The organism is Acetobacter sp. UBA5411, assembly GCF_002409645.1.
Classification (GTDB): domain Bacteria; phylum Pseudomonadota; class Alphaproteobacteria; order Acetobacterales; family Acetobacteraceae; genus Acetobacter.
The window spans coordinates 22,558-45,326 of sequence record NZ_DHNR01000034.1 but is presented as its reverse complement, the minus strand read 5'-3'; the positions used below and the strand labels follow the sequence as shown (position 1 = coordinate 45,326).

The following is a 22,769-nucleotide window of genomic DNA, read 5'->3' as shown; positions in this document are numbered from 1 at the left end:
ACCGTGCATCATCTGGATAACTCCCGTTCTCAGAGGGTTCTGTGGCTGCTGGAGGAACTGGAACTTCCCTATGATATCCAGTTCTACAAACGTGACCCCAAAACCATGATGGCACCAAAATCTCTACGGGCCATTCACCCATTGGGCAAGTCTCCGGTCATAACGGATACGGATGGGAACGTAACGCTGGCAGAAAGCGGTGCTATTATCGAATACCTCATCAATAAATACGGTAATGGCCGGCTCGCACCTGCGCGCAATACTCCCGAATATACCCGCTTCATATACTGGCTGCATTATGCAGAAGGGTCAGCGATGCCCCCGCTATTGCTCAAACTGATATTCGGGATGTTACCAAAACAGACTCCTTTGCCCTTCCGTCCTTTTGCTTTCCTGATTTCAAAGGGAGCGCAAACAGGGTTCATAAATCCGCAGGTTAAACTGCATATGGATTATTGGGAACGCAGCCTGTCTGAAAGCAAGTGGTTCGTGGGGAGTGATTTTAGCGCAGCAGATATTCAAATGAGCTTCCCTCTTGAAGCGGCGGCTGCACGTGCAGGGGCAATGGATAATCGGTCGCATGTCAGAGCATTCCTGCGCTGTATTCATGACCGTCCTGCATATCAGCGCGCCCTGCATCGCGGTGGGGCATATGCTTACGCCGGCGAGGGCGGTACGCCTCCATCCTGAGCTGTGAAAGGGCATATACTCCTATGCTAGACTTAGGACCCATAGCCAGAAGATGAGGGTTGCTGCGAGACAGATGGCCGAGAAGAAGACTGTTGGACATCTGTCGTAGCGTGTTGCGACACGCCTCCAGTCCTTGAGCCTTCCGGACATGATCTCGATGCTGTTGCGCCGTTTGTATTTCTGCCTGTCTTATTTGACAGGTTTTCCGCAGGATCTCCGTCCTGGGATGCAGGGTCTGAGAAACGCGGTAGCGCCAGAGCAGAAACGGTTTAGACATCTCCTTGCCGTAGTCTCGCGCTATGGTCAGCAAGGATAACAGAGATGCTTGAGAGGGTAGTCATGGACGACGCAGCGCAAACAGTCGGGGCCGACAAGGGGTTCATGACCGACTATCTGCGTCAGTCAGCCGAGGCGATGGCGGCTTTTGCGCAGGATGAAGCGTCTCAATCTGTTATGCTGGATATGGGCGCACGGATTGTGACTGCGCTGGAAAATGGCGGACGGCTGCTGATTGCAGGCAATGGCGGCAGCGCTGCGGATGCGCAGCATATCGCGGGCGAGTTCACCGCCCGGCTGATGTACGATCGTCGCCCTCTGAGCGCAGTCGCGCTGACAACCGATACATCCGGCATCACCGCCATCGGCAATGATTACGGCTTTGCCGATATCTTCTCGCGTCAGGTCATGGCGCTGGGGCGGGAAGGGGACGTCTTTCTCGGCATCACCACATCAGGACGTTCTCCCAACATCCTGCGGGCCTTTGAAGCTGCGCGTGAAATCGGTTTGGTGACAGCGGCGTTCACAGGTCATGCAGGTGTACAGGGTGTGCACTGCGATGTGACGCTCGCGGTACCTGCCAACTGGACGCCCGTGATCCAGCAGTTGCACATCACCGCCGCGCATATCGTCTGCGGGTTGGTCGAACGGGCGCTCTGCCCGCGTCCCGTTGGTGTGTGAGCAGAAAACGGCTGTGACAGGTGAAAGCAGAGAGCGGTCGGGGGGAGACTTTTCCGTGCCTCCGGTCGATCCTGTGGAAGAACAGGCTTTTCTGGAACGGCGCTTGCTGGAGCTTCTGGAGAAGCGTCAGTCTGACGACCGGCACATTCAGGCGCTGGAAAGCCGTGTAGCCGATCTGGAAAGACAGCTTGCGGAGGCGCGTTTCGGCAGGATTGGGCCGGTTGTACTGCTGGTCGCGAGAAAACTGCTCAGACGGTTGTGGTCATACAGACGATTGTAAGAGACGGCTCCAGAAATCTGACTGAAATTTTTACAAAACAAAAAACGTCGCCCTCCTGAGAAAGGCGACGTTCGGAATATTACAACAGCCGCGGGGACACAGCTTTTCCTGAACCGCTTTCAGAGCGGCTGGAGAATATGAACCGACAAGGGGGCAGCCAGAAGCGGCTCCAGAATAGCGGCCATTTTCTTGAAATGCGGTGTTTCCATATGAGCCTGCAAGGCCTCACGGCTGTCCCAACGCTCAATGAAAATCAGCGTGTCGGGATTATCGAGATCGCGATGCGGCGTGTAACCGTGGTTGGTGCTTTCCGCCCGTGAGGGCTCCACACACGCCTTCATGGCTGCGGCGGCTTCCGCTTCCTTGCCGGGTTTCACCTTCACAATGGCGACAACTTCAATCTGAGACATCTGCGTGACTCCCTGATGCGTGGACAGACGATGCGGCATTCTGACGAAGCCAGCACCGATAACAGGCGCATAGTGTGGACGGGATCAGTGGTTCCGCCAAGTGCCGTGCCTCTATGGGGAGTTACCGTCAGTCGTGTATAAGCTGGTTAGATATCAGCATTGAACGCGGCACAGGGCTTCTGGCGTCGTGGTTTTCACGACATGGGAGAGAAAATGGCAGACACGCGTGAGCAGGCCGCAGCATGACACAGGATGCAGCCTTTCTTGTCTTCCTTGTTTTCTGCGGCGGCATGGCGGCGCAGTGGATTGCCTGGCGTTTCAAGCTTCCCGCCATTGTTCTGCTTTTTGGGTTGGGACTGGTTCTGGGGCCGGGACTGCATATCCTGCACCCCTCCACCCTGATCGGCCCGCTGTTCCACCCCATTGTCTCGCTGGCCGTGGCTCTGATCGTGTTTGAAGGCGGTCTTGCACTGGATTTCCGACAGCTCAGCGTGGCGGGTGAAGGCGTGATCCGCCTGACTCTTGTCGCGCTTCCCATCAACTGGATTCTGGGATCCGCCGCCGCGCATTATGTCGGCGGCTTGGCATGGGGCCCATCCTGCCTGTTCGGCTCCATCGTCGTGGTGACCGGCCCGACGGTCGTGCTGCCCTTGCTGCGTCAGGCCAAACTGAAACCGCGTATCGCCGCCTTTCTGCGCTGGGAAGCCATTGTCAACGATCCGGTAGGGGCGATTCTCGCCACTCTCGTGCTGGAAATTCTGCTGATGAAGCCGAACGAAGGCACGTCGATCTACTTCACCGAGATGATGCCGCATCTCCTGATCAGCATGATCGTGGCAATCGGTCTCGGCATTGGCGGCGGCTGGAGCGTCAAGCAGCTCTTTGTCCGCGATCTGATGCCCGAAACGCTCAAGATGCCGCTCCTCCTAACATTGGCGCTGGCAGTCTACGGGCTCGGCTCCCTGTTCATGGACGGGGCCGGTCTCATGGCGGCGACGGTCTTCGGTATGGCGCTGGCCAACATGCGTGTGCCGGGATTGAGTGAGTTGCAGCGGATGAAGGAGAGCCTCGTCGTTCTGATCGTCTCGCTTCTGTTCATTCTGCTGACTGCTGACCTTCATCGCGTCGTTCTGGCCCGTCTGTCCTGGTCCATCTTCGCACTGACCCTTGCGATGATCTTTATCGTCAGGCCGCTGGGCATTTATCTGGCGACGCTGCGGAGTGGTTTGAGCTGGAACGAGCGGATCTTTGTCGGCTGGATCGCGCCTCGCGGTATTGTCGCGGCGGCTGTGGCTGGTGTGTCAGGGATTCGCCTGAGCGAAGCGGGTTTCGCCAGCTCCGAATTCGTCATGCCCGCCGTGTTCGCGCTCATTGCGGCGACCATGCTGCTGCATGGATTTTCGCTGACCCCTCTGGCGCGAAAACTGAAACTGACGCTCTCCAATGTGCCCGCACTGGCGATTGTCGGGGCCAATCCCTGGACACGCAACATGGCTGAGATTGTGGTCAAGGCAGGGACGCCGGTGACCATGGTCGATACGGCGGCGCGAGGGCTGGTTCCTGCAAAGCGGGCGGGTATTCCGGTGCTGCACGCCGAGATGCTGTCTGATGCCGGCGCCGAGAGTCTGGAGGAGCTGCCTGCGGACTATCTGATCGCCGCCACACCGGACGCAATCTACAACGGCATGGTCTGTGCGCACCTCGCGCCCCATTTCGGACGGGCGCGCGTGTATCAGGTGAGCCCGGGCCTCAAGAAACTGGATGAGTATCGTGGTCTGAGCCGGGATGCGCGCGGCAAGCTGCTGGGTGAACCGGCATGGAACTTCACGCTTCTGGATACGCTCTATCAGGACGGCTGGCGCTTTGTGGCGCTGCCGGTCACGCCGGAAACCGAAGTGCAGCTTTCACGACGTGTTGAAGATCGCCTCGATTTTCTTACTCTTCGTCCCGGTGGCAGAATCATGATCCATTCTGCGGAAGAAGGACGGGATGCGCCGCCCGCTGTCGAAGAAGTGATCATCTCCATGGTGCCGCCCAGACCCAACGTTGCGCAGGTTAAGACGCCGCCTCAACCGTGATGGAGGCGAGACCCATGGCAAGGGCTTCCCTCAGATCGGCTTCGGTCAGGGCGATGCAGCCTTCCGTGGGAGCTTTGTCCGGCGACTGGAGATGCAGAAAGATTGCTGAACCACGGCCCGCGACCGGCGGTTCGTCATTGTAACCGAGCACGCCGATGATGTCGTAGACATGGTCCTCGCGCCACAATTCTTCGTGACGAGCGGGGTGCGGCAGCGTGATCTGCCGGTTGTAGTCGGCATGTGACTGATCATCGCACCAGCCATCCTGTCGGGTGATCGGCTCAAGTAAAAGGCGGGAGCCGTCGGCATGAACAGGCCCCAGTATCGGGCGGCTGATCCGGTCTGCGCGGTAAAACAGTTTGCGCAGCGGAAAGGTGCCCACCGGAGTGGCGTGATCCCCTTCTTCCTTGTGGAGTGTGATGCCGGCAGCGCCGATTACAGCCGGGAAAACCCGGTTTGCGCAATGCAGTCGTGCAGTGCAGCCGCTTTCAGGAATGAGTGTCGCATGTATCATGATCACGGTTCCGGTTTCAGATGAGGTTATCGGGGATCTGACTGTTGACGGGTTCTGTATCACCGTGTTGCTGCAAGAGCGTCATGGAGAGCCGGTATTTTGTATCGGCATGATGGCAGAGTGGAATTGGCGTTATCCTCCGTTTCATGCAAGTCTGTCACGACGCCGTGAAGCAGAGGTTCGGCACTTGTCCGCCGAAAGGGGGAAGTGAGTCGGTTGCCTCTTGCCGTAGGGGTAAAGGGCGCTTACTGAGCCCGCAAAAAGAAGAGGTAGTGAATGTCGGGCGCACGTCCAATCCTGATCGTTGATGATGACCAGACGCTGCGACAGATGCTGGTTGAGCAGCTGCAGGTCGAGGGTGAATTTCAGGCTGTAGAGGCCGATTCCGTTGCCGCCGCATGGGAGGCTCTGAAGGCTCCTGATGCGCGTTTTGACGCGATCATCCTCGATGTGACGCTTCCGGACGGAGATGGCCGCGACTTCTGCGTGGAACTGCGTCGGGCAGGGCTGCGGATGCCGATCGTCATGCTGACCGGTTCGGATGACGAGGCAGACATCGTGCGTGGTCTGGATGCCGGTGCGAACGATTACGTCGCCAAGCCCTTCCGCATCGCTGAACTGCTGGCCCGTCTGCGTGCCCAGCTTCGTATTTTCGAAAACAGCGAAGACGCGGTCTTTACGGTTGGTCCCTACACTTTCCGTCCCTCCGCCAAGCTGCTGGTTGAGACGACCCGCAACAAGCGTATCCGTCTGACGGAGAAAGAGGCGGCGATCCTCAAGTTTCTCTATCGCGCCGGAACACGTCCCGTGCCGCGTCAGGTGCTGCTGAACGAAGTCTGGGGCTACAACGCCGCTGTCACGACACACACGCTTGAGACACACATCTATCGTCTGCGTCAGAAGATCGAGCCGGATCCTTCCAACGCGACGCTGCTGATTACGGAGGGCGGTGGTTACCGTCTCGATCCGGAAGCTGGCGTTCCAGCCGCTTGATGGACAAACGCTCTTTCCTTCAGGAAAGGGCGTTTTTTATGGTGGTAGCCAGCTTTGTAAAGCGCTCCGCCAAGGATACAGCTCAAGCTTTAAATGACAGACATGCTCCTCCTGAATTCAGGAAGAGCCTGTCACGGTTTTTACTCCGGTTGCGGTGTGCAATCTGGCGTAACCGGCTGCCCTGCCATAACGGCCTTTGTGAAAACCTCTGAATCTGCAAGAGACGCGTTGACTGTCTGATCGTGATTCAGACCTTTATAGATATGAGCCTGAACGGTTGTTCCCGCCGCACAGGCAGCTTTGATCAGACCGAACTGAAGCGGAGGCGGAACGTCTTTATCCAGTTCCCCGGTGCCCATGAACAGTGGCTGAGCGAGCTTGAGAGTTGGATATTTCATCGCGGTCAAAGCCGGAGCAAGCGTCCTTGCAAAATCAGGCTTCAGCGCATTGCTGAAATTGAGCCCGTCTTTCTTCACCTTGTCCGTCAGTTCGTAGACGCAGAGATCGGCTGCTGCACGATAGGCAGGCATCGCCTTGGCCGTGAAGGTGTTTTCAGGACGGAAAGTCGGATCGTATCCCGATAGACCCTGTGCCAGATACAGGGTGTAGACCATCACAGGATTATATCCGGCATTTGTCTTCTGAGTTGATGCTGGAGCCGCTGTCATCTGCTGAAGCAGTTCCGGCGTAATATAGGGTGCACCGGTGGCAACGGTTCCACGGATATTCAGGTCGGGGGCGTAGGTCGGCGCAAAAGCCGCTGAAGCAAAAGCCGCTCCACCGCCCTGTGACTGTCCGACAATCATGATCTTGTTCTGTAGATCGGGAACGTTTTTTAGCGCAGCACGAACGCCATCCAGAAGACTGTAAGCTTCGACGCGCGTGTTGAGATAAGGATGCGTTCCTGCTGTGCCCAGGCCCTGATAATCGGTTCCCACGACGGCAAAACCCCGCTTCATCCATTCGGAAAGATAGCGACGGTTACGCTCGGTCCATGGATTGCTGGAGGGCGCACAGCGATCCGCCACGCCTACGGTCCCATGCGCCCATGCAACGATGGGCCAGCCTCCTTTGGGTGGCTGACCCGCGGGCAGAATGACTTCCGCCGTCACGGGAACCAGCCCAGTGCCGGTGACGCCGTTTGTCGAGAGATAGGTGATCTTGAGTGCCTTTCCTGCGTCTGGAAGGCTGAAGGAAGCAGGCAGTGTTTCAGAGGCGGAAAGGCTGCCCGGTCCGGATGGGGAAGGGGCTGTCTCTGCGGAGGCATGGACTGTCACAGCGGAAAAACAGAAGCTCCCGAGAAGGCTTGCCAGCATAAGGCGGGAACGACGAGAAAACATAAGACATCCTTTTCTTGAACGGCATTGTGCAGCCAGTGTCGAAAGTTAAACTTATCAATGATAAGATTCTTCTGGGCGCTGCTTGTCAAGGCGTTGAACTGATCGGATGGGTGGGGGATAAGCGAAAGATGCAGACCCAGCATTTAAAGAAAAACTATCATCACGGAGACCTGCGTGCCGCTCTTCTGCATTCGGCACGCACACTCCTTGAAGAGCAGGGCATTGCCGCTCTTGGGCTGCGGGCGATCACGCGGCATGCAGGGGTGTCATCTGCCGCCGCCACGCCGCATTTTGGCAATCTGACGGGTCTGCTGAGCGCGCTTGCGACGGCAGGATATGAAGAACTTGCCGCAGCTCTTGAGCCAGTCCTTCCGGAGGGCCCGCATGCAGCCGGGTTGGTTTATGTGCATTTTGCCATGCGCAATCCCGGGCTGTTCACGCTTATGTTCCGAAGTGATCTAATCGATCGGTCCGATCCCGCGCTGGCAATGGCGGCAGACCGCACATCCCGCATGTTCACTCAGTTGATTGATGATCTTGAAGACAGACTGCCGCAAAAGACGCGGGCAGGAACGCGCGCCGCCCTGTGGGGAAAAGTGCATGGATTGGCTGTGCTGGCGATCGACGGGCTACTGGACGCGCTGCTGACCAGTCGGGGCGAGGGGCTGACGCTTGAGGAGCTTCTTGAGGATGCCTTGCGATAGAAGGCGATCTGTCGCTTCACGCGGTCTTATACTGATTACCGACTAAAGCTATGGACGAGCGGTGCGGGCGGCATTTCGCGGGCGACCGCATCCCGGACATTTTGATCAATTTTCTCAAGAGTAAATAATCCACCCCCTGCAAGGGCGATTAAAGAGACCAGAATCAACAGCTGTTTTTCTTCATGGGTTGATTTTCCTCGCTTCTCATGAGGGAGGACTGGGCGGTTCTGAAAACCCTGAAGTGCAACTGCACCCATAGAAAAGCGATTTTCAATAAGGAATATTTTTAATGGGTGTTTCTGGAATATCGTTTTTCCGTTTCGGCCTTTTTTCCATTGCGTCAGTGCAATTCTGGCTCTCCGAACGGCCATGATATGGAGTGTCAGGAAACCCTCCGATACTGTTCCATAACGCAAAATTCTGTCTGTAACTGACTTTACAGGCGTTTACATTGTCAGCGCTGTTGAGGATGATCTCGTTCCGATACCGTAAGAACGGACCAGAGACAGGAAGTTATGACTGAGACAACGACGTCCCGATCAGAAGAGAGCACCAGGCCGCAAGACTATTCCCGTCGGCAGTTCGCCCGGCTGGCAGGGCTTCTCGGAGCCGGAGCGTCCTTTTCCCGGATCGTCCCCTCTGCGCGGGCGAATACGCCTGGCACCGGACAAAAGACTTCCTCCATCTTTCTGGATAAAAATGAATACTGGACCGGTCCGCTGCCACAGGCCGCGCAGGCGGCACAGCGAGAAATCCTCTCAGGTAACCGGTATGACCCGGACAATCTGCATGACGATTTTCTCCGGACCGTCGCCAGCGTGGAACATGTTCCGCTCGACCGCGTACTGGTCTGGCAGGGATCGACGGACCCGTTGATCCGTAGCGTCCCGGCCTTCTGCTCACCAGAACGAGGATTGGTGACGTGCGATCCGACCTTTGAGGTTGTCTGGGAAGTAGCGAAATATCTCGGAATTCCGCTCCAGCGCGTGCCGCTGACGGCTGCGGACCGTTATGCGACAAACGCCAGAGCCCTGCTGGCGGCCAACCCGAAGGCCGGTCTCTATTATCTCTGCGCGCCGAACAACCCGACCGGCACACCCACATCACTGGATGAAGTCAGGTGGCTTGTGGACAACAAGCCGTCTGACGCCGTTGTTCTGGTGGACGAAGCCTATATTCACTTCTCAAACAGCCCGAGCGCCCTGTCCTTGATGGGAGAACGCAAGGATCTTCTGGTTCTCCGGACCTTCTCGAAACTGTTCGGTATGGCGGGCCTTCGGGTGGGCCTGAGTTTCGCTCATCCCGATCTGCATCAGCGCATGATGCGATATGATGGGGAGGCCGCCACCGGCTACACCAATGTTTCCGCGCTCGCTGGAGCCAGAACCAGCCTTCTCTTGCCGGATCAGGTCAGAAAACGGCGCGAAAGCATGACGGCGGTCAGAAACTCTGTCGAGCAGCATCTTATAAAAAGAGGAATCAAATTCATCCCCGGCAGTCAGGCCAACATGATCATGGTCGACTGGGGACGCCCGGTGGCGGAAGTAACCAAGGCTTTTGAACAGGGCGGGATTATCATTGGTCGTAGCTGGACGATCTGGCCGAACATGTCGCGTGTCACGATCGGCTCGGCGGAAGAGATGCAGCGTTTCAACCAGCAGGTAGACCGGATTTTCGGAACCTGATGGGAGTTAAGCCCCCAGATCCAGCATCACCGGCACATGGTCTGACGGCGAGGCCCAGTTTCGCGCCTCCCGGATGACCTGCATGCCGTGCAGCACATCCGTCAGGTCAGGCGTCACCCAGATATGGTCCAGCCGCCGCCCGCGATTGGAGGCGCTCCAGTCTCGGTTGCGGTAGGACCACCATGTGTAGAGCTTTTCTGTCGGTGGCACGAAGTGGCGCATCGCGTCGACAAAGCCCGTGTCGAGCCACGCATTGAGGCGCGTCGTCTCCGGCGGAGTGTGGCTGACGATCTTGAGAAGCTGCTTGTGGCTCCAGACGTCATGCTCAAGTGGAGCGATGTTCAGATCGCCGACAATCACCGTGCGCTTGCGATGATGCGTCTGAAACCACTCGGTCACCTGATCCACAAAAGCCAGCTTGTGGGCGAATTTCGGGTTTTCCTCGACATCCGGAATGTCGCCACCCGCCGGCACATAGAAATTGTGGATTTCGACCGGACCATGCTCGCCGGCAATGCTGGCTGCTGCATGACGACAATCCCCGCGTTCACACCAGTCGGGTGCATCCGGAACGGGTGACAGCGGGTGACGGGCAAGGATCGCTACGCCGTTGTAGCTTTTCATGCCGCGTCGGACCTGATGCGCGTAACCCAGCTCGGTCAGTGCCTCGGACGGGAACAGCTCGTCCGGCACCTTGGTTTCCTGAAGGCAGATCACGTCAGGACGCAGTTGCCTGTCCAGCTCCGCAAGCAGCGGAAGACGGAGGCGAAGCGAGTTGATGTTCCAGGTCACGATACGCATGGGGCGTGGTGGATCGCCCAAACGCCGCTCCGAGGCAAGGGGGATTCTGTCGGGTCTGGTCAGCGCTGTGTCACGCAGGGCACAGTAGGGACGGCCCGTTTGACGGGCGCGCTCTTGCAAACTCCCGATATGGACCCGATTTCTCAGCCATGACATCCGATTCCAGCCGTCAGGCCGCTCCCGCCCCGATTACCGAGGAGGTGCTCGCCCTCCATAATTCGCTGCTCACGCTCGACAGCCACATCGATATCCCGTGGCCGGACCGGGATGACGCGTTCCTCGACACGCCGGATCGCTTTGTCGATTTCCCCAAGATGCAGCGCGGCCATCTGTCGGCAGGTTGCTTCGTCGCCTATCTGCCGCAGGGAAAGCTGGACGCTGAAGGGCACAAGGCCGCGCAGGAACAGACCATCGCCATGCTTGAGGCGATCAACCGGATGCAGGGCACGCGCAACGGCATCACGGCCCGCGTCTGTCCCACGGTGGATGAGATCGAAGCCGCGTGGCGTGACGGAGCGCTGGCGGTCGTGCCGGGTGTGGAGAACGGCTACGGCATGGGCGACGATATCGGCATGCTGGCGAAGTTCCGGACGTTCGGGGCGCGCTATGTCACCCTGACCCACAACGGGCACAACGCTCTGGGCGATTCCGGCCAGCCGAGCCGGGTGCTCGGTGATCCGGCAGCGATGCACGGTGGTCTGTCAGCGCTTGGACGGGAGGCCATCGCCGAGATGAACCGTCTCGGCATGCTGGTCGATGTCTCGCACACGGGTCGTGAGACGATGCTTCAGGCTGTCGAGGTCTCTTCGGTGCCGGTGGTGGCGACCCATGCCTGCGTGAAAGCCCTGTGCGATCATCCGCGCAATCTCGACGATGTGCAGCTTGATGCCTTGAAGGCCAGCGGCGGTCTGATCCAGATCACTGCGATTGGGGGTTTCCTGCGCCCTCGTGCGGAACTGGCCGGACGTCGGGCGACTGTCGCGGACTACATGGATCACCTCGACTACGTCGTGAAACGGCTGGGGGTCGAGTATGTCGGGATTTCATCGGATTTCGACGGCGGTGGACAGCTGGAAGGCTGGGAAAACGCAGCGGCGTCTCCCGCGTTGACAGCCGAACTGATGCGTCGTGGATACGACCGCAGCGAGATCCAGGCGTTCTGGGGCGGCAACTTCCGACGGCTTCTTCGCAAGGGTGAGGAAGCTGCCACGGCGGGTCTGTAACAGGGGCGGATTCGCCTCTGTGAACAAACCGGGATCGCTGCGTGAAGCGGCGATCAGAATGGGATTGTCGATTTTGTCCACCTCCGGGATTGACTCCCTGTATTTCCATTCACTTTTGCCGATTCGGCCCTTCGGGGAAAATGTTCAGGTGATAAAATACATTAAAAACAAAGAGTTAACTGCTTTGATTAAAAAATATGCAATCCAAGATTCAAGGCGGAAGACCGGGGGGTCCATCAATCTGTCATCTTTTCTTCCACAAAGTTATCCACACGTTCGGTGGATGAATACTCCATGACAGACGAAATCCTTGGAGCGACTGCGGAAATGCCGGAGTCCCCCCTCACGGGCGTGGAGGTCATTCAGACCGCGCTGAAGACCATGCCGTTGTCGCCGGGCGTCTACCGGATGATCAACGCGAAGGGCGAGGTGCTCTACGTCGGCAAGGCGCGGGCGCTGAAGAAGCGTGTGACCTCCTACACGCAGCTTTCCCGCCTGCCGGAGCGTCTGCGCCGGATGGTGTCCGAGACGGCCTCCATGGAGATCGTCACGACCCATACCGAGGCCGAGGCGCTGCTGCTCGAGGCCAACTACATCAAGCGCATGAAACCGCGCTTCAACATCCTGTTGCGCGACGACAAGAGCTATCCGTGGCTGATGCTGACGGGCGGACATGAGTTCCCGCAGCTCGCCAAGCATCGTGGCAAGATGGACAAAAGCTCCAGCTACTGGGGACCGTTCGCTTCGGCATGGGCCGTGAACCAGACGATCAATATCTTGCAGCGGGTGTTCCAGCTTCGGACCTGCTCGGACTCCGTGTTCTCGTCCCGCACGCGTCCCTGCCTGCTGTTTCAGATCAAGCGCTGTTCCGCGCCGTGTGTCGACCGGATCAGTCGTGAGGATTATGCGGGGCTTGTCCGGCAGGCGAAGGAGTTTCTCGCCGGTGAAGGCGCGACACTGAAAGCCGAGTTCGCGGCGGAAATGGAGCAGGCGGCGGAGGCTCTGGACTATGAGCGGGCGGCTGTTCTGCGTGACCGTATCCGGGCGCTGGCCAGCATGCAGGAATCGACGGTCGTCAATCCGTCCAGCATCCGTGACGCCGACGTCATTGCGGTCTGGCAGACGGCGGGGCAGGCCTGTATTCAGGTGTTCTTCATCCGTGGTGGGCGGAACAACGGCAACAGAGCCTTCTATCCCGCGCACACGAAGGACGAGACGGACGCCGACATTCTGGCGGCCTTTCTGGCGCAGTTCTACGACGATAAACCCCCACCGGCACTGCTGCTGGTGAATCGCGAGCTTGAGGAAGCGCCTCTGCTGAGCGAGGCGCTGGGGATCAAGCGCGGCCACAAGGTCGAGATCCTGCGTCCTCAACGAGGCGAGCGTCGCGAGGTGGTGGAGCATGCCGAGACCAACGCCCGGGAGGCGCTGGAACGCAAGCTGGCCGAGAGTGCCGGACAGGCGAAGCTGCTGGACGGGGTCGCGAAGGTGTTCGGCCTTGATGAGCCACCGAACCGGATCGAGGTGTATGACAACAGTCACATCATGGGGACGAACCCCTATGGCGTGATGATCGTCGGCGGTCCGGAGGGCTTTGATCGACGGTCCTATCGGAAATACAGCATCAAGAGCGGGATCACCCCCGGCGATGACTTCGGCATGATGCGTGAGGTTCTGGAGCGACGCTTCGGGCGTGCGCTGAAGGAGGCGGCGGAACAGGGGCGGGAGAAGTCGGCCGACTGGCCGGACGTGCTGCTGATCGACGGTGGCGCGGGGCAGTTGTCCGCCGTGCAGAGCGTTCTGGACTCGCTGGGCGTGCGGGATGTGAAGCTGGTGTCGATCGCCAAGGGACCGGACCGCAATGCCGGGCGCGAGTGGTTTCACACGCTTGACGCGCCGCCGTTCCAGCTCGAACCGCGCGACCCGGTGCTCTACTACCTCCAGCGGCTGCGTGATGAAGCACACCGGTTCGCCATCACCACGCATCGCGCCGGTCGCTCCAAAGCCTTCGTGAAATCGGAACTGGACGAAATTCCGGGCATCGGTCCGACCCGCAAGCGGGCTCTCTTGAACCATTTCGGCTCGGCGCGCGGCGTTAGTCAGGCGGGTCTTGCGGAACTGGAAGCGGTGGCGGGCGTGAACCGGGAGACGGCCCGCGCCATCTACGGACATTTCCATCCCGACTGGACGCCTGCCTGACAGGCTGACGCTTGCTGAGGCTGAGTTGAAGATCATCGGAGTATGATCAGGCAACGGGTTTCTCCGGACCTCACGTTTTTTTAACGTCGGGGAAATCTCTCGTCGCAATAGCTTTCCTGCTGATAAAAAAGGCAGATCTTCTGCTATGCGCCGTTCCTGTTCGTGGCAAAGTGGAGTAACGTGGTCCCCATGATAACCGATCTGCCGAATCTCCTGACCCTGTCGCGGATCGTCGCCATTCCGGTTCTGGTCGTGCTTGTGGCCATGAATCGTGCGGAGGCGGCTGCCGGGGCGTGTCTGCTCTTCATTGCGGCGGCGGTGACGGATTATTTCGATGGTCATCTGGCCCGCTCCCGCCAGATGCAGTCGGATCTTGGGCGGATGCTGGACCCGATTGCCGACAAGCTGCTTGTCGGTGCGTCCCTGATGGTGCTGGCGGGGCTGGACAAGCTCACCTATGGCGCGCTCTGGCCTGCCATCGTGATTCTGTGTCGTGAGATTCTGGTCAGCGGTTTGCGGGAATATTTGGCGGGCACGCGTATCAGCCTGCCTGTCACACGGCTGGCGAAGTGGAAGACCGGCTTCCAGATGACCGCCATTGGTTTCCTGCTGGCAGGTGACAGCACCGGCGTGCTGCTGCACATGCCGTGGCTGCCGGTTAGCCTGATGGGGTCCGTGATGCTGTGGATCGCGGCGGTTCTGACGCTGATGACGGGATGGGATTATCTGGTGGCCGGATTGCGGCATGTGGAAAAGGCCGGAGGCACCGAAAAGACAACGGGCTGAGCGTGACCTGTTCGCCACGCTCCCACCTTCTCATGCCGTGAGAATGTGAAAGAACATGACTTTCAGGTAAGCTGGAATTTACCTGTGGCTGTCACGCTTGTATCAAAGCCCGCACTACGCGGACCATCTGGACGAGGAAGAACTTATGCGGAAAGCCGCTCTTGTAGCGTCATTACTGGTGTTGAGCGGTTGTTCCGGCTTTGACAAATGGCTTACCGATACGGCGACACTCCCGGGAGCCAATCCCAACGCGCCTAGTGGGGAATCGGAGACGCTGCGTCGCGTGCGTGGATACGCCACGACGGAAACACCTCTGCTGCCGGAGGCCGGAAATATCTGGCCGGGCGCGCCGAAGCCTCTTCCTTCACTGTCTGATGTGGCTTCTGACCATGATTCCCAGGTGGGAGGAGCCGCTGGCGATCTTCCTGATGGCGGCAAGCTGTCTATCGGCGAGGATTTCCAGGATTCCTTCTCCGGTGCAGGCACAGCTGCCGCGCTGCCCAGCGTAGAACCTGATGTCGCCTCCAAATTCGGCGGCGGAAAAACCGCCAGTTCCACCATCGAAATTCCGAACGGTGACGGCACAACGACCCTGATTCATCCGGATGGCTCGATCAAGACCGTGCAGACATCCTCTCTCCATCACGGTGACGCGGCAGCTGGCGCTGCCAAGAGTGGTGGTGCAGGAAAGGCTTCAGCACATCCTCCGGTTCCCCCCAAGGATGAAAAAGATGTCGTTATTCCGGTAACGCCGCTGCTTTCGACCGATCCGGCGAGCAAGCAGTAAGAAGCATTGCTCTCGAGAGAAAAATTACGGGCTGCCGTACATGTCGGGTAGGATGAGAGTCCTGCTGCCTGATTGGTAAATGCCAGTCCCGTATAACTGGAGCGCGGCAGACAGTCAGAACAGGAATTCGGCATGAGCGATAGTGTGACAGTTCTCTATTTCGCTGGTCTGCGCGAGCAGGTTGGACGTGAAAGTGAAACGGTCACTCTCGCTCCGGATGTTCAGACGGTAAAAGACTTTCTGGCAGTGCTCCGCCAGCAAGACGCTGCTTTTAACACCGTTTTTTCCCAATTTCCCCGCATGCGAGTGGCGGTCAACAAGGTCATGGGTGACCTTTCAACCGCCGTGCAGAATGGGGATGAAATCGCTTTTTTCCCTCCCATGACCGGAGGATGAGCGGCATGACGCAGCAGTCTAGAATCCGTGTTGTGGTGCAATCCGCGCCCTTTGACGTGGGGACGGAAACGGCGCGACTGCTGGCCCTTGATCCGGAGACGGGTGGTTTAGGCTCTTTTCTTGGCGTTGTGCGCGGAGGTGGCGGACTGGTCGCTCTTGAACTGGAGCATTATCCCGGCATGTGCGAGCAGACCCTGATGACGCTGGCGGAAGATGCGTTGCAGCGATTCAGTCTGGTCGGATGCACGATCATTCATCGTGTGGGACGGCTGGTTGTTGGAGAGCCCATTGTGCTCGTGCTGGCCTCAGCCGCGCATCGTGGTGCGGCGCTGGACGCCACGCGCTTTCTGATTGATCGTCTGAAAACCGGTGCGCCGTTCTGGAAAGCCGAAGAGTTTGCCGACGGGCGGCGCGTCTGGGTGGAAAGCCGACAGGAAGACGAGGCCATCGCTGCAGGGTGGTGAGCCAGTCCCACTTATGAGCAAGATGGCCGCGCTTCCTGACGCTCTACGCTGACAGCACCTTGTAGATGGCCTGTGTCAGCGTTCGCAGCTCTTCTGGGGTAATAGTGAAAGCCGGTGTCAGGTAAACAATATTCCGGAATGGCCTGATCCAGACGTTTTCGGCGATAAAGCGTGTCCGGAGTGCTGCCGGGTCGGCAATCCTGTCCAGTTCCACCACACCGATGGCACCCATAACCCGCACATCCTTCACACCCGGTAGTGTGCGGCAGGGCTCCAGTTGTTCACGAAGAGCCGTTTCAAGGGCAGCAACCTGTTCAAGTCGAGGTTCCTGTTCGAACAGGTCGAGCGACGCGTTGGCGCAGGCACAGGCCAGTGGGTTGGCCATGAAAGTCGGGCCGTGCATCAGGGCATGTTCGGGATTATCGGAAAGAAACGCTTCGTACACATGACGCCGCGCAACGGTCGCAGCCAGCGCCATGGTGCCGCCGGTGAGCGCCTTGGACAGTGTGATGATGTCCGGCACGATTCCGGCCTGCTGACAGGCGAACATCGTTCCCGTCCGGCCAAAACCTGTGAAGATTTCGTCCAGAATCAGCAGCAGTCCATGCCGGTCGGCAGCATCGCGCAGACGGCGCAGCACATCGGGCGAGTGAAACAACATGCCACCCGCGCCCTGCACCAGCGGTTCGACAATGATGGCGGTGATTTCGTGAGCGTGGGTGTTCAGAAATGCTTCAAATGCCGCCGTGGTCGCCTCATCCCGGGGCAGGTCGATCACATGCTGTGCGGGCATCACCCCGGCGAACAGATGATGCATCCCTTCCTCGGGATCGCAGATTGCCATCGTGGCCAACGTGTCGCCGTGATAGCCGCCCTTGAATGCCAGCAGTTTCGTGCGTCCGGTCTCTTCGCGATTGAGGCGATACTGGATCGCCATCTTCATCGCCACCTCGACGGCGACGGAGCCGGAGTCCGTATAGAACACCCGTTCCAGATCACCCGGCAGCAGAGCGGTCAGTCGGGAAGACAGCCGCAGTGCGGGTTCATGTACCATGCCGCCAAACATCACATGCGGCATGCGGGCAAGCTGGGCCTCCGCACAGGCACGGATATGCGGATGGTTGTAACCGTGGCACGCCGTCCACCATGCCGCCACGCCGTCCACCAGAGACCGTCCATCCTCAAGGATGATCCGGCTGCCTTCCGTCGCGTAGGCGGCCAATGGGGCTGGAGCGGTCTTCATCTGGGAGTAAGGAAGCCAGATATGGGGCAGACCGTCTTCATACCAGTCGGGTGAGGACAAGGGAGAACTCCTTTGGGGCGGCATTGGGCGTCTCTCTCATATCAGCGCGGTGGCTGGTTGCCATCCTTGCAACGATGGAAAGCCCCCCTTCGGGTGGGTTTGAATCCGCGCTTCATATCTTCAGATGTAGAGGTAATTCTAGAAATCCCTTTATGATATCAGTAATAAATGGAAAGAAGTAAGTGCAGGAAAGCAGCACTATCCGTCTGTAGAAAGAAAGGTTCCGAGAGTGGGAAAAGCAGCGAACGCCATTGCATGATTGACCCTTAATCAGCGTTCCGGCACCACCTTGGCAGCATGACCCGATTTGATTCCCTTTTCAGGCAGGCCGTCGATGCGCTTCAAGCGCAGGATCGGCGGCGCATTCTCCGGCCCATGACTGCAGTGGGTGGGGCGCGTTTTGAACGTCCGGATGGCGCTTGTCTGATTGATTTCTCATCGAATGACTATCTCGGTCTGTCGCAGCATCCCCGACTGAAAGAGCGGGCCGCCGACTGGGCGCTGCGTTATGGAGCCGGGAGTGGCGCATCCCGCTTGGTGACCGGCACGCGTCTGCTGCACGAGCAGGTTGAGGGACGGGTCGCTCGTCTCAAGAAAACCGAAGCGGCCTTGCTGTTCGCTTCCGGCTGGCAGGCCAATGCCTCGCTGGTGCCGGCTCTTGGGCGTCTGTCCTCGGAACAGATGGGGGCCGCTCCGCTAGTTTTTGCGGACAGGCTGAATCACGCCAGTCTGCATCAGGGATGTGCTGCGGCGGGCGTCCGGCAGATCCGGTTCCGGCATAATGACCTCGATCATCTTGAAACACTCCTGAAAGCCCGTGACAGTGAACCGGGCCTGAAGCTGATCCTGACCGAAAGTGTCTTCAGCATGGATGGCGACCGGGCCGATGTCCCCGGTCTGGCTGCTTTGGCGGAGCGGTATGACGCTTTCCTCTGCCTCGACGAGGCGCACGCCACGGGTGTGCTTGGGCTTCACGGCGCGGGGCTGGCGAGCGAGGCGCCAGAAGGCGTGCATCTTATCATGGGCACGTTCAGCAAGGCGCTGGGTGGAATGGGTGCCTACATTGCAGGTTCCCGCGCCCTGTGTGACTGGCTGATCAACAGCGCTTCCGGCTTCATCTATTCCACAGCCCTGCCGCCTGCCATGCTTGGAGCTGCGGATGCGGCGCTGGAACTGCTGCCTGATCTGGATGCGGAGCGGACGCGTGTTGCGCGTCATGGAGAAATGCTGCGGCAAAGCCTGCATGAAGCCGGACTGACGACAGGCGCTTCCAGCACTCAGATCGTGCCTGTCATGCTGGGCGAGGCGGTGACTGCGCTGTCTGTTGCGGCAAGGCTGGAAGCGGACGGAATGCTTGTCGCCGCGATTCGGCCGCCGACCGTGCCAAAGGGCGAGAGCCGCCTGCGGATCACCCTGTCAGCCGCGCATACGGAGGACGATGTGCAGCATCTTGCGGACGCGGTTGTGCGTCTGTGTGGTGTGGCCTGATGCAGATTGTTCTTGTGCATGGCTGGGGTTTTATGCCCGCGATGTGGAAGCCGGTGCAGGACAGGCTCGGACAGCCCACCGTAACGCCCGATCTGGGATTCTTTGGTCCGGCGGAGACAGACTTGCCGACCGGTCAGCCTCTACTGGCGGTTGGACATTCTCTCGGACTGCTCTGGCTACTGACCCAAATTTCTCTGCCGGAAGGCAGTGTTGTCCTGGGGATCAATGGATTTACACGCTTCAGCCGGGCGAATGATTTTCCGGCTGGTTGCCTGCCTCGCGTGCTGGATCGGATGATGAGGGGGCTGGAGCGGGATGCTGTACCGGTTCTGCGTCAGTTTCGTGAGAACTGCGGTCTTTCCGGACAGGAAACAGAGAATTTCGGCAATCCGGAAACGACACGTCTCATGGACGGACTGAGCCTTTTGCAGAAAGGTGACGCTCGCGCAAAGGGAAATCGCGTGCATGCTACTCTGGCAAGTCGGGACGATGCGATTGTCAGTCAGGCTATGACGGAGGCGTCGTTTCCGTCGGAACAGATCGAGTGGCTGGAAACAGGGGGGCATCTCCTACCTCTGACCCATTCGGATCAATGCGCGACATTCATTCTGAAAGCCTGTGAGGAAATCTCTGCCGATGGTCGATAAACACCCGCAGACGAAGCAGGAACGCACGGCCATAGCGGCGCGATTTGGTGCGGCTGAAAAGTATGATTCAGCGTCGACTATTCAACGGCTGGTGGCACGTCGACTGCTCGACAGGATCGTTCGTAAGCTTGGTGACCACAAGCCTGCGCGTATTCTGGAATTTGGCTGTGGTACCGGCGCTTTTACGGCGCTGTTGAAAGAACGCTGGCCAGATGCAGAACTGCTCGCGACCGATCTGGCTCCCGAAATGCTTGAGCGGGCCAAGGCGCGGTGCGGGAATGATGTAGCGTTCGCCGTCATGGATGCGGCGTCGCCGAACCTCACAGGCTCTTTTGATCTCGTCTGCGGCAATCTGGCTCTGCAATGGATCGATCCGCCGGAGCAGGCTCTGTCGGCGCTCTATGGTTTGCTGGCCCCGGGAGGTCTGCTGGCGGTTTCCACGCTTTCCGCAGACTCTTTTTCGGAGTGGCGACAGGCGCATGCGCAGGAAGGCGTTGCGGCGAATATCCGTGTTTACCCGACACGCACCTCCTTTCAGAAAGGATGGCCAGCGAATGTCGTCGGTGCAGCGCTACAGGCTCCGTTTGGACAATGGGTTTTTGAAACACTTGTCGAGCAGACGCAGGGTGGCTTGGCTTTTCTGCGTGGCCTGAAGCAGATTGGCGCAACCGCGCCCGTTGACGGCGGACATCCTTTGACCGCCGGCGCTCTTCGGAAAGTGGTGCGTCGTTTCGATGTGCAGGGAGCGGCGCTGACATGGGATGTCGCGCTCGGTCTTTTCCGCCGTCCGCCACGGGCGGGCGTTTTTGTGACGGGCACAGATACCGGGGTGGGCAAGACCTTTATCTCCGCCTGTCTGACCAGAGCGTGGGATGCGCTGTACTGGAAGCCCCTCCAGACCGGACTGGCGGAGGAGGCGGGAGATACGCCCACGGTCACGGAGCTTGCAGGCGCGGATGCGGATCGCATCCTTCCTCCGGCCGATACTTTTCTCGCGCCTTTATCTCCGCAGGCTGCGGCAGCCGCGGAGGGGAGGGCAGTTGATGTGAGCCGTCTGGTTCTGCCATTGAACCAGCCAGAACGTCCTCTTGTCGTGGAAGGGGCTGGCGGCGTGGATGTGCCTGTCACGAAAGATCTTCTGCTGATCGATCAGATTACGGAGTTTGGTCTGCCAGTGGTGGTCGTGGCGCGCAGCGGACTGGGAACGGTCAACCATACCCTGCTCACTCTTGAAGCGCTGCGTCGCCGAGGGATCGGGATTGCCGGTGTCGTGCTGAACGGGCCGCCCAATCCGGGTAATCGGGCGGCGATTGAGGAGCATGGTCACGTCGCAGTGCTGGCGGAAGTGCCGTTCTTTGAAAATGTCACTGCGGAAAGTGTGAAGGACGCGGCGCGTCTCATGCCGCGGTGGAGCTATCTGGAGGAGTGAAAGACAACGGCTCTTCCTGCGCAAGGCCGGTGTCGTAAACTCCTTCGCAGTAAACCTTCAATAAGGAACAATCAAAGTTTTTGGGTGTCGCCTTTTTTCCAAAAAGGTGACGTCGTCAAAAGCTTTTTGCAAAAAGCTTCACCAAAAACTTCCTTGTGATTTACCGTAGGGTTTGTGAGCAGGTTCTGCCGAGACCGCTCACCGCCTGCGCGAGCGTTGCGGCGTGTCACGTGACGGTGTTGTGTCCCGTGGAAGAGCAGGCACCGGCAGCGCCACTAGTTTGAGGCCGAGCGTGCTTTCCACTTTCCGCATCGTCTTGCGTTCTTCCGCGGAACAGAGTGTTGCCGCCCATCCCATGCGTCCCGCCCGTCCTGTGCGGCCGATCCGGTGCAGATAATTGTCGGGCAGTTCGGGAGGGGACATGTTGATGACCTGTCCCACCTGCTCAACGTCCAGACCGCGTGCGGCGATGTCGGTGGCGACAAGAATTGTGGCTTTCCCGCTCGAGAAAGCCTCGATAGCGGTATTTCTCGCGGGCTGGGTCAGGCCGCCATGCAGCCCTACAACTTTAAGTCCCCGTTTGCGGAATTGTTTTGTCAGAAGATCGGCCTCGTCGCGGGTCGATGCGAATACGATTGCGCTGCGGTCAGGATGACGACGCAGGAGCGCTTCCGCAGCCGCCGGTTTGGCGGCCTTGTCAACGAACAGCACGGCCTGCCGGATGCTGGGTTTTTCATCTTTTGCCGGTTCGATCCGCACCGGTTTGTACAAAAACTGCTGGGCAGCGGTCATCGTTTCCTGTGAGCCGGTGGCGGACACAAGGACGGTCTGCCGGTCACGCGGCAGAAGCGCCAGAATACCCAGCATTTCGTCACGGAATTCGCCGGTCATCAGACGGTCACCCTCATCGAGGACGAGAAAGCGGCATGATGCCGACTCAATGCGTTCCGTGCGGAGCATGTCCAGCAGACGACCGGGCGTCGCCACGATCAGACGGGCGGTTTCAGGTGGGGCGTCATATTCCCTGTCAGGATCGTCTTTTGTGCCACCGTAGACAGCAAAAGGTTCAAGCTCAGGGCGAGTGGCCAGCAGCGTGCCCATTTCGGCGACCTGTCGCGCCAGTTCCCGCGTCGGGACGATGATCAGGGCCGTATTTTTTTTCTTGCGAAGAAGATAATCGAGCAGTGGCAGAAGATAGCAGGCGGTCTTGCCTGTTCCTGTCGGGGCAAGAATTTCCGCATCATGGCCGGAAAGCAGCGCCGGAATGGCCGCTTTCTGAATGGGAGTGGGATCCTTCAGGCCTGCCTTTCCAAGTCGGGCAAGCAGGGCGGGATTCAGCTTTAGAGAAGAAAAACCGCCGTTTTCCGCGCTTTTCTGGTTTGTGGATGTGTGGGAAGACGCTGCGGTCGATGAAGGCATGATGAGTATCCGAAGGAGTCCGGTGGACGTAATCGCGGCACGGACCACGGTCGGTCCGGACAGTCTGCCAAAGACAGAGGCAGAGCGTTACGGCAGACATATGCCAAAATACCATCGCGGATGCCATGTTTCCATGACATCCGTTCTGGCCGAAGGGATACTATCCTGAGAGTCGT

Annotated in this window: 23 protein-coding genes and 1 pseudogene; 16 read left to right on the top strand and 8 right to left on the bottom strand. The window is 58.8% G+C overall.

Going from position 1 to position 22,769, the window contains the following annotated elements; all coding sequences use genetic code 11:
• Window positions 1-690, top strand: a 690-nt coding sequence (locus B3759_RS11975) for a glutathione S-transferase (protein WP_291366123.1), incomplete at its 5' end; no start/stop codon positions are given.
• A 21-nt stretch (window positions 691-711) separates the two neighbouring features.
• Here B3759_RS11975 and B3759_RS11970 read toward each other — a convergent pair.
• A pseudogene (locus tag B3759_RS11970) lies at window positions 712-930 on the bottom strand (transposase); the annotation flags it as partial.
• An 81-nt stretch (window positions 931-1,011) separates the two neighbouring features.
• Here B3759_RS11970 and B3759_RS11965 point away from each other — a divergent pair.
• Together B3759_RS11965 and B3759_RS11960 are read left to right on the top strand one after the other, a co-directional pair.
• Window positions 1,012-1,647 carry a D-sedoheptulose 7-phosphate isomerase gene (locus B3759_RS11965; protein ID WP_291366122.1) on the top strand — a complete coding sequence of 212 codons (636 nt, stop codon included), beginning with the start codon at window positions 1,012-1,014 and terminating at the stop codon, window positions 1,645-1,647.
• A 55-nt stretch (window positions 1,648-1,702) separates the two neighbouring features.
• On the top strand, window positions 1,703-1,927 hold the full coding sequence (locus B3759_RS11960) for a hypothetical protein (RefSeq protein WP_291366121.1): 225 nt from the start codon (window positions 1,703-1,705) through the stop codon (window positions 1,925-1,927).
• Window positions 1,928-2,046: 119 nt separating this feature from the next.
• Here B3759_RS11960 and B3759_RS11955 read toward each other — a convergent pair whose 3' ends face one another.
• Entirely contained in the window at window positions 2,047-2,337 is a 291-nt protein-coding gene (locus tag B3759_RS11955; RefSeq protein WP_010667379.1) for a putative quinol monooxygenase, read from the bottom strand.
• Window positions 2,338-2,579: 242 nt separating this feature from the next.
• On the opposite strand from B3759_RS11955, the gene B3759_RS11950 reads away from it, so the two are divergent.
• Window positions 2,580-4,415: a cation:proton antiporter gene (locus B3759_RS11950; RefSeq protein WP_291366120.1), complete on the top strand. Its 1,836-nt coding sequence runs from the start codon at window positions 2,580-2,582 to the stop codon at window positions 4,413-4,415.
• Here B3759_RS11950 and B3759_RS11945 read toward each other — a convergent pair.
• On the bottom strand, window positions 4,393-4,929 hold the full coding sequence (locus B3759_RS11945) for a L,D-transpeptidase family protein (protein WP_291366119.1): 537 nt from the start codon (window positions 4,927-4,929) through the stop codon (window positions 4,393-4,395). The genes B3759_RS11950 and B3759_RS11945 overlap by 23 nt on opposite strands.
• A 276-nt stretch (window positions 4,930-5,205) precedes the next feature.
• Here B3759_RS11945 and B3759_RS11940 point away from each other — a divergent pair, with 276 nt between their 5' ends.
• Window positions 5,206-5,922, top strand: coding sequence for a response regulator transcription factor (locus tag B3759_RS11940; RefSeq protein WP_185229886.1), 717 nt, complete (start codon window positions 5,206-5,208; stop codon window positions 5,920-5,922).
• Between the two features lie 140 nt (window positions 5,923-6,062).
• Here the strand turns inward: B3759_RS11940 and B3759_RS11935 are convergent, their stop codons facing one another.
• The gene (locus tag B3759_RS11935) at window positions 6,063-7,238 is read right to left on the bottom strand and encodes an alpha/beta hydrolase (protein WP_408736490.1); all 1,176 of its coding nucleotides are present in this window, start codon (window positions 7,236-7,238) and stop codon (window positions 6,063-6,065) included.
• A gap of 152 nt (window positions 7,239-7,390) precedes the next feature.
• Between B3759_RS11935 and B3759_RS11930 the strand changes: the two genes are divergently transcribed.
• Complete coding sequence (locus B3759_RS11930) at window positions 7,391-7,966, top strand: TetR/AcrR family transcriptional regulator (RefSeq protein ID WP_291366117.1); 576 nt, start codon at window positions 7,391-7,393, stop codon at window positions 7,964-7,966.
• A gap of 35 nt (window positions 7,967-8,001) precedes the next feature.
• On the opposite strand, the gene B3759_RS11925 is transcribed toward B3759_RS11930, so the two are convergent.
• The gene (locus B3759_RS11925) at window positions 8,002-8,337 is read right to left on the bottom strand and encodes a hypothetical protein (protein WP_291366116.1); all 336 of its coding nucleotides are present in this window, start codon (window positions 8,335-8,337) and stop codon (window positions 8,002-8,004) included.
• Window positions 8,338-8,481: 144 nt separating this feature from the next.
• Here B3759_RS11925 and B3759_RS11920 point away from each other — a divergent pair, with 144 nt between their 5' ends.
• On the top strand, window positions 8,482-9,651 hold the full coding sequence (locus tag B3759_RS11920; protein WP_291366115.1) for an aminotransferase class I/II-fold pyridoxal phosphate-dependent enzyme: 1,170 nt from the start codon (window positions 8,482-8,484) through the stop codon (window positions 9,649-9,651).
• A gap of 6 nt (window positions 9,652-9,657) precedes the next feature.
• On the opposite strand, the gene B3759_RS11915 is transcribed toward B3759_RS11920, so the two are convergent.
• Window positions 9,658-10,452, bottom strand: a complete 795-nt coding sequence (locus tag B3759_RS11915) for an exodeoxyribonuclease III (RefSeq protein ID WP_291366217.1) — start codon at window positions 10,450-10,452, stop codon at window positions 9,658-9,660.
• Window positions 10,453-10,601: 149 nt separating this feature from the next.
• Here B3759_RS11915 and B3759_RS11910 point away from each other — a divergent pair, with 149 nt between their 5' ends.
• From B3759_RS11910 to B3759_RS11885, 6 genes are all read left to right on the top strand, one after another.
• Window positions 10,602-11,675 carry a dipeptidase gene (locus tag B3759_RS11910; protein WP_291366114.1) on the top strand — a complete coding sequence of 358 codons (1,074 nt, stop codon included), beginning with the start codon at window positions 10,602-10,604 and terminating at the stop codon, window positions 11,673-11,675.
• A gap of 294 nt (window positions 11,676-11,969) precedes the next feature.
• Window positions 11,970-13,874, top strand: a complete 1,905-nt coding sequence (gene uvrC, locus B3759_RS11905) for an excinuclease ABC subunit UvrC (RefSeq protein ID WP_291366113.1) — start codon at window positions 11,970-11,972, stop codon at window positions 13,872-13,874.
• 189 nt (window positions 13,875-14,063) lie between these two features.
• Window positions 14,064-14,660, top strand: a complete 597-nt coding sequence (gene pgsA / locus B3759_RS11900) for a CDP-diacylglycerol--glycerol-3-phosphate 3-phosphatidyltransferase (RefSeq protein WP_291366112.1) — start codon at window positions 14,064-14,066, stop codon at window positions 14,658-14,660.
• Window positions 14,661-14,805: 145 nt separating this feature from the next.
• Window positions 14,806-15,447 (top strand): hypothetical protein, encoded by a 642-nt coding sequence (locus tag B3759_RS11895; RefSeq protein WP_349679300.1) that lies wholly within the window; start codon window positions 14,806-14,808, stop codon window positions 15,445-15,447.
• Window positions 15,448-15,579: 132 nt separating this feature from the next.
• The gene (moaD, locus tag B3759_RS11890) at window positions 15,580-15,843 is read left to right on the top strand and encodes a molybdopterin converting factor subunit 1 (RefSeq protein ID WP_291366111.1); all 264 of its coding nucleotides are present in this window, start codon (window positions 15,580-15,582) and stop codon (window positions 15,841-15,843) included.
• Window positions 15,840-16,307, top strand: coding sequence for a molybdenum cofactor biosynthesis protein MoaE (locus B3759_RS11885; protein ID WP_291366110.1), 468 nt, complete (start codon window positions 15,840-15,842; stop codon window positions 16,305-16,307). Before moaD ends, B3759_RS11885 begins: the two co-directional genes overlap by 4 nt.
• A gap of 43 nt (window positions 16,308-16,350) precedes the next feature.
• On the opposite strand, the gene B3759_RS11880 is transcribed toward B3759_RS11885, so the two are convergent.
• The gene (locus tag B3759_RS11880) at window positions 16,351-17,634 is read right to left on the bottom strand and encodes an adenosylmethionine--8-amino-7-oxononanoate transaminase (protein ID WP_291366109.1); all 1,284 of its coding nucleotides are present in this window, start codon (window positions 17,632-17,634) and stop codon (window positions 16,351-16,353) included.
• 273 nt (window positions 17,635-17,907) lie between these two features.
• Between B3759_RS11880 and bioF the strand changes: the two genes are divergently transcribed.
• From bioF to bioD, 3 genes are read left to right on the top strand one after another with little or no spacing between them, the layout of a single operon-like run.
• A complete protein-coding gene (gene bioF, locus B3759_RS11875) occupies window positions 17,908-19,098 on the top strand; it encodes an 8-amino-7-oxononanoate synthase (RefSeq protein WP_291366108.1) in 1,191 nt (396 codons plus the stop codon).
• The gene (locus B3759_RS11870; protein ID WP_291366107.1) at window positions 19,098-19,745 is read left to right on the top strand and encodes an alpha/beta fold hydrolase; all 648 of its coding nucleotides are present in this window, start codon (window positions 19,098-19,100) and stop codon (window positions 19,743-19,745) included. The genes bioF and B3759_RS11870 overlap by 1 nt, the downstream gene beginning before the upstream one ends.
• On the top strand, window positions 19,735-21,174 hold the full coding sequence (gene bioD, locus B3759_RS11865; protein WP_291366106.1) for a dethiobiotin synthase: 1,440 nt from the start codon (window positions 19,735-19,737) through the stop codon (window positions 21,172-21,174). Before B3759_RS11870 ends, bioD begins: the two co-directional genes overlap by 11 nt.
• A 198-nt stretch (window positions 21,175-21,372) precedes the next feature.
• Here bioD and B3759_RS11860 read toward each other — a convergent pair whose 3' ends face one another.
• Window positions 21,373-22,593: a DEAD/DEAH box helicase gene (locus B3759_RS11860; protein WP_291366105.1), complete on the bottom strand. Its 1,221-nt coding sequence runs from the start codon at window positions 22,591-22,593 to the stop codon at window positions 21,373-21,375.
• Window positions 22,594-22,769 lie beyond the last annotated feature (176 nt).

Excerpts from the sequence above, each read along its gene's own strand:
- B3759_RS11945 (WP_291366119.1), bottom strand. The coding sequence starts at position 4,929 with ATGATACATGCGACACTCATTCCTGAAAGCGGCTGCACTGCACGACTG.
- B3759_RS11915 (WP_291366217.1), bottom strand. The coding sequence starts at position 10,452 with ATGCGTATCGTGACCTGGAACATCAACTCGCTTCGCCTCCGTCTTCCG.
- B3759_RS11965 (WP_291366122.1), top strand. The coding sequence starts at position 1,012 with ATGCTTGAGAGGGTAGTCATGGACGACGCAGCGCAAACAGTCGGGGCC.
- B3759_RS11925 (WP_291366116.1), bottom strand. The coding sequence starts at position 8,337 with ATGGCCGTTCGGAGAGCCAGAATTGCACTGACGCAATGGAAAAAAGGC.
- bioF (WP_291366108.1), top strand. The coding sequence starts at position 17,908 with ATGACCCGATTTGATTCCCTTTTCAGGCAGGCCGTCGATGCGCTTCAA.
- moaD (WP_291366111.1), top strand. The coding sequence starts at position 15,580 with ATGAGCGATAGTGTGACAGTTCTCTATTTCGCTGGTCTGCGCGAGCAG.
- B3759_RS11955 (WP_010667379.1), bottom strand. The coding sequence starts at position 2,337 with ATGTCTCAGATTGAAGTTGTCGCCATTGTGAAGGTGAAACCCGGCAAG.
- B3759_RS11935 (WP_408736490.1), bottom strand. The coding sequence starts at position 7,238 with ATGCTGGCAAGCCTTCTCGGGAGCTTCTGTTTTTCCGCTGTGACAGTC.
- B3759_RS11860 (WP_291366105.1), bottom strand. The coding sequence starts at position 22,593 with ATGCCTTCATCGACCGCAGCGTCTTCCCACACATCCACAAACCAGAAA.
- B3759_RS11920 (WP_291366115.1), top strand. The coding sequence starts at position 8,482 with ATGACTGAGACAACGACGTCCCGATCAGAAGAGAGCACCAGGCCGCAA.
- B3759_RS11930 (WP_291366117.1), top strand. The coding sequence starts at position 7,391 with ATGCAGACCCAGCATTTAAAGAAAAACTATCATCACGGAGACCTGCGT.
- bioD (WP_291366106.1), top strand. The coding sequence starts at position 19,735 with ATGGTCGATAAACACCCGCAGACGAAGCAGGAACGCACGGCCATAGCG.
- pgsA (WP_291366112.1), top strand. The coding sequence starts at position 14,064 with ATGATAACCGATCTGCCGAATCTCCTGACCCTGTCGCGGATCGTCGCC.
- B3759_RS11885 (WP_291366110.1), top strand. The coding sequence starts at position 15,840 with ATGAGCGGCATGACGCAGCAGTCTAGAATCCGTGTTGTGGTGCAATCC.
- B3759_RS11870 (WP_291366107.1), top strand. The coding sequence starts at position 19,098 with ATGCAGATTGTTCTTGTGCATGGCTGGGGTTTTATGCCCGCGATGTGG.
- uvrC (WP_291366113.1), top strand. The coding sequence starts at position 11,970 with ATGACAGACGAAATCCTTGGAGCGACTGCGGAAATGCCGGAGTCCCCC.
- B3759_RS11895 (WP_349679300.1), top strand. The coding sequence starts at position 14,806 with ATGCGGAAAGCCGCTCTTGTAGCGTCATTACTGGTGTTGAGCGGTTGT.
- B3759_RS11950 (WP_291366120.1), top strand. The coding sequence starts at position 2,580 with ATGACACAGGATGCAGCCTTTCTTGTCTTCCTTGTTTTCTGCGGCGGC.
- B3759_RS11910 (WP_291366114.1), top strand. The coding sequence starts at position 10,602 with ATGACATCCGATTCCAGCCGTCAGGCCGCTCCCGCCCCGATTACCGAG.
- B3759_RS11940 (WP_185229886.1), top strand. The coding sequence starts at position 5,206 with ATGTCGGGCGCACGTCCAATCCTGATCGTTGATGATGACCAGACGCTG.
- B3759_RS11880 (WP_291366109.1), bottom strand. The coding sequence starts at position 17,634 with ATGCCGCCCCAAAGGAGTTCTCCCTTGTCCTCACCCGACTGGTATGAA.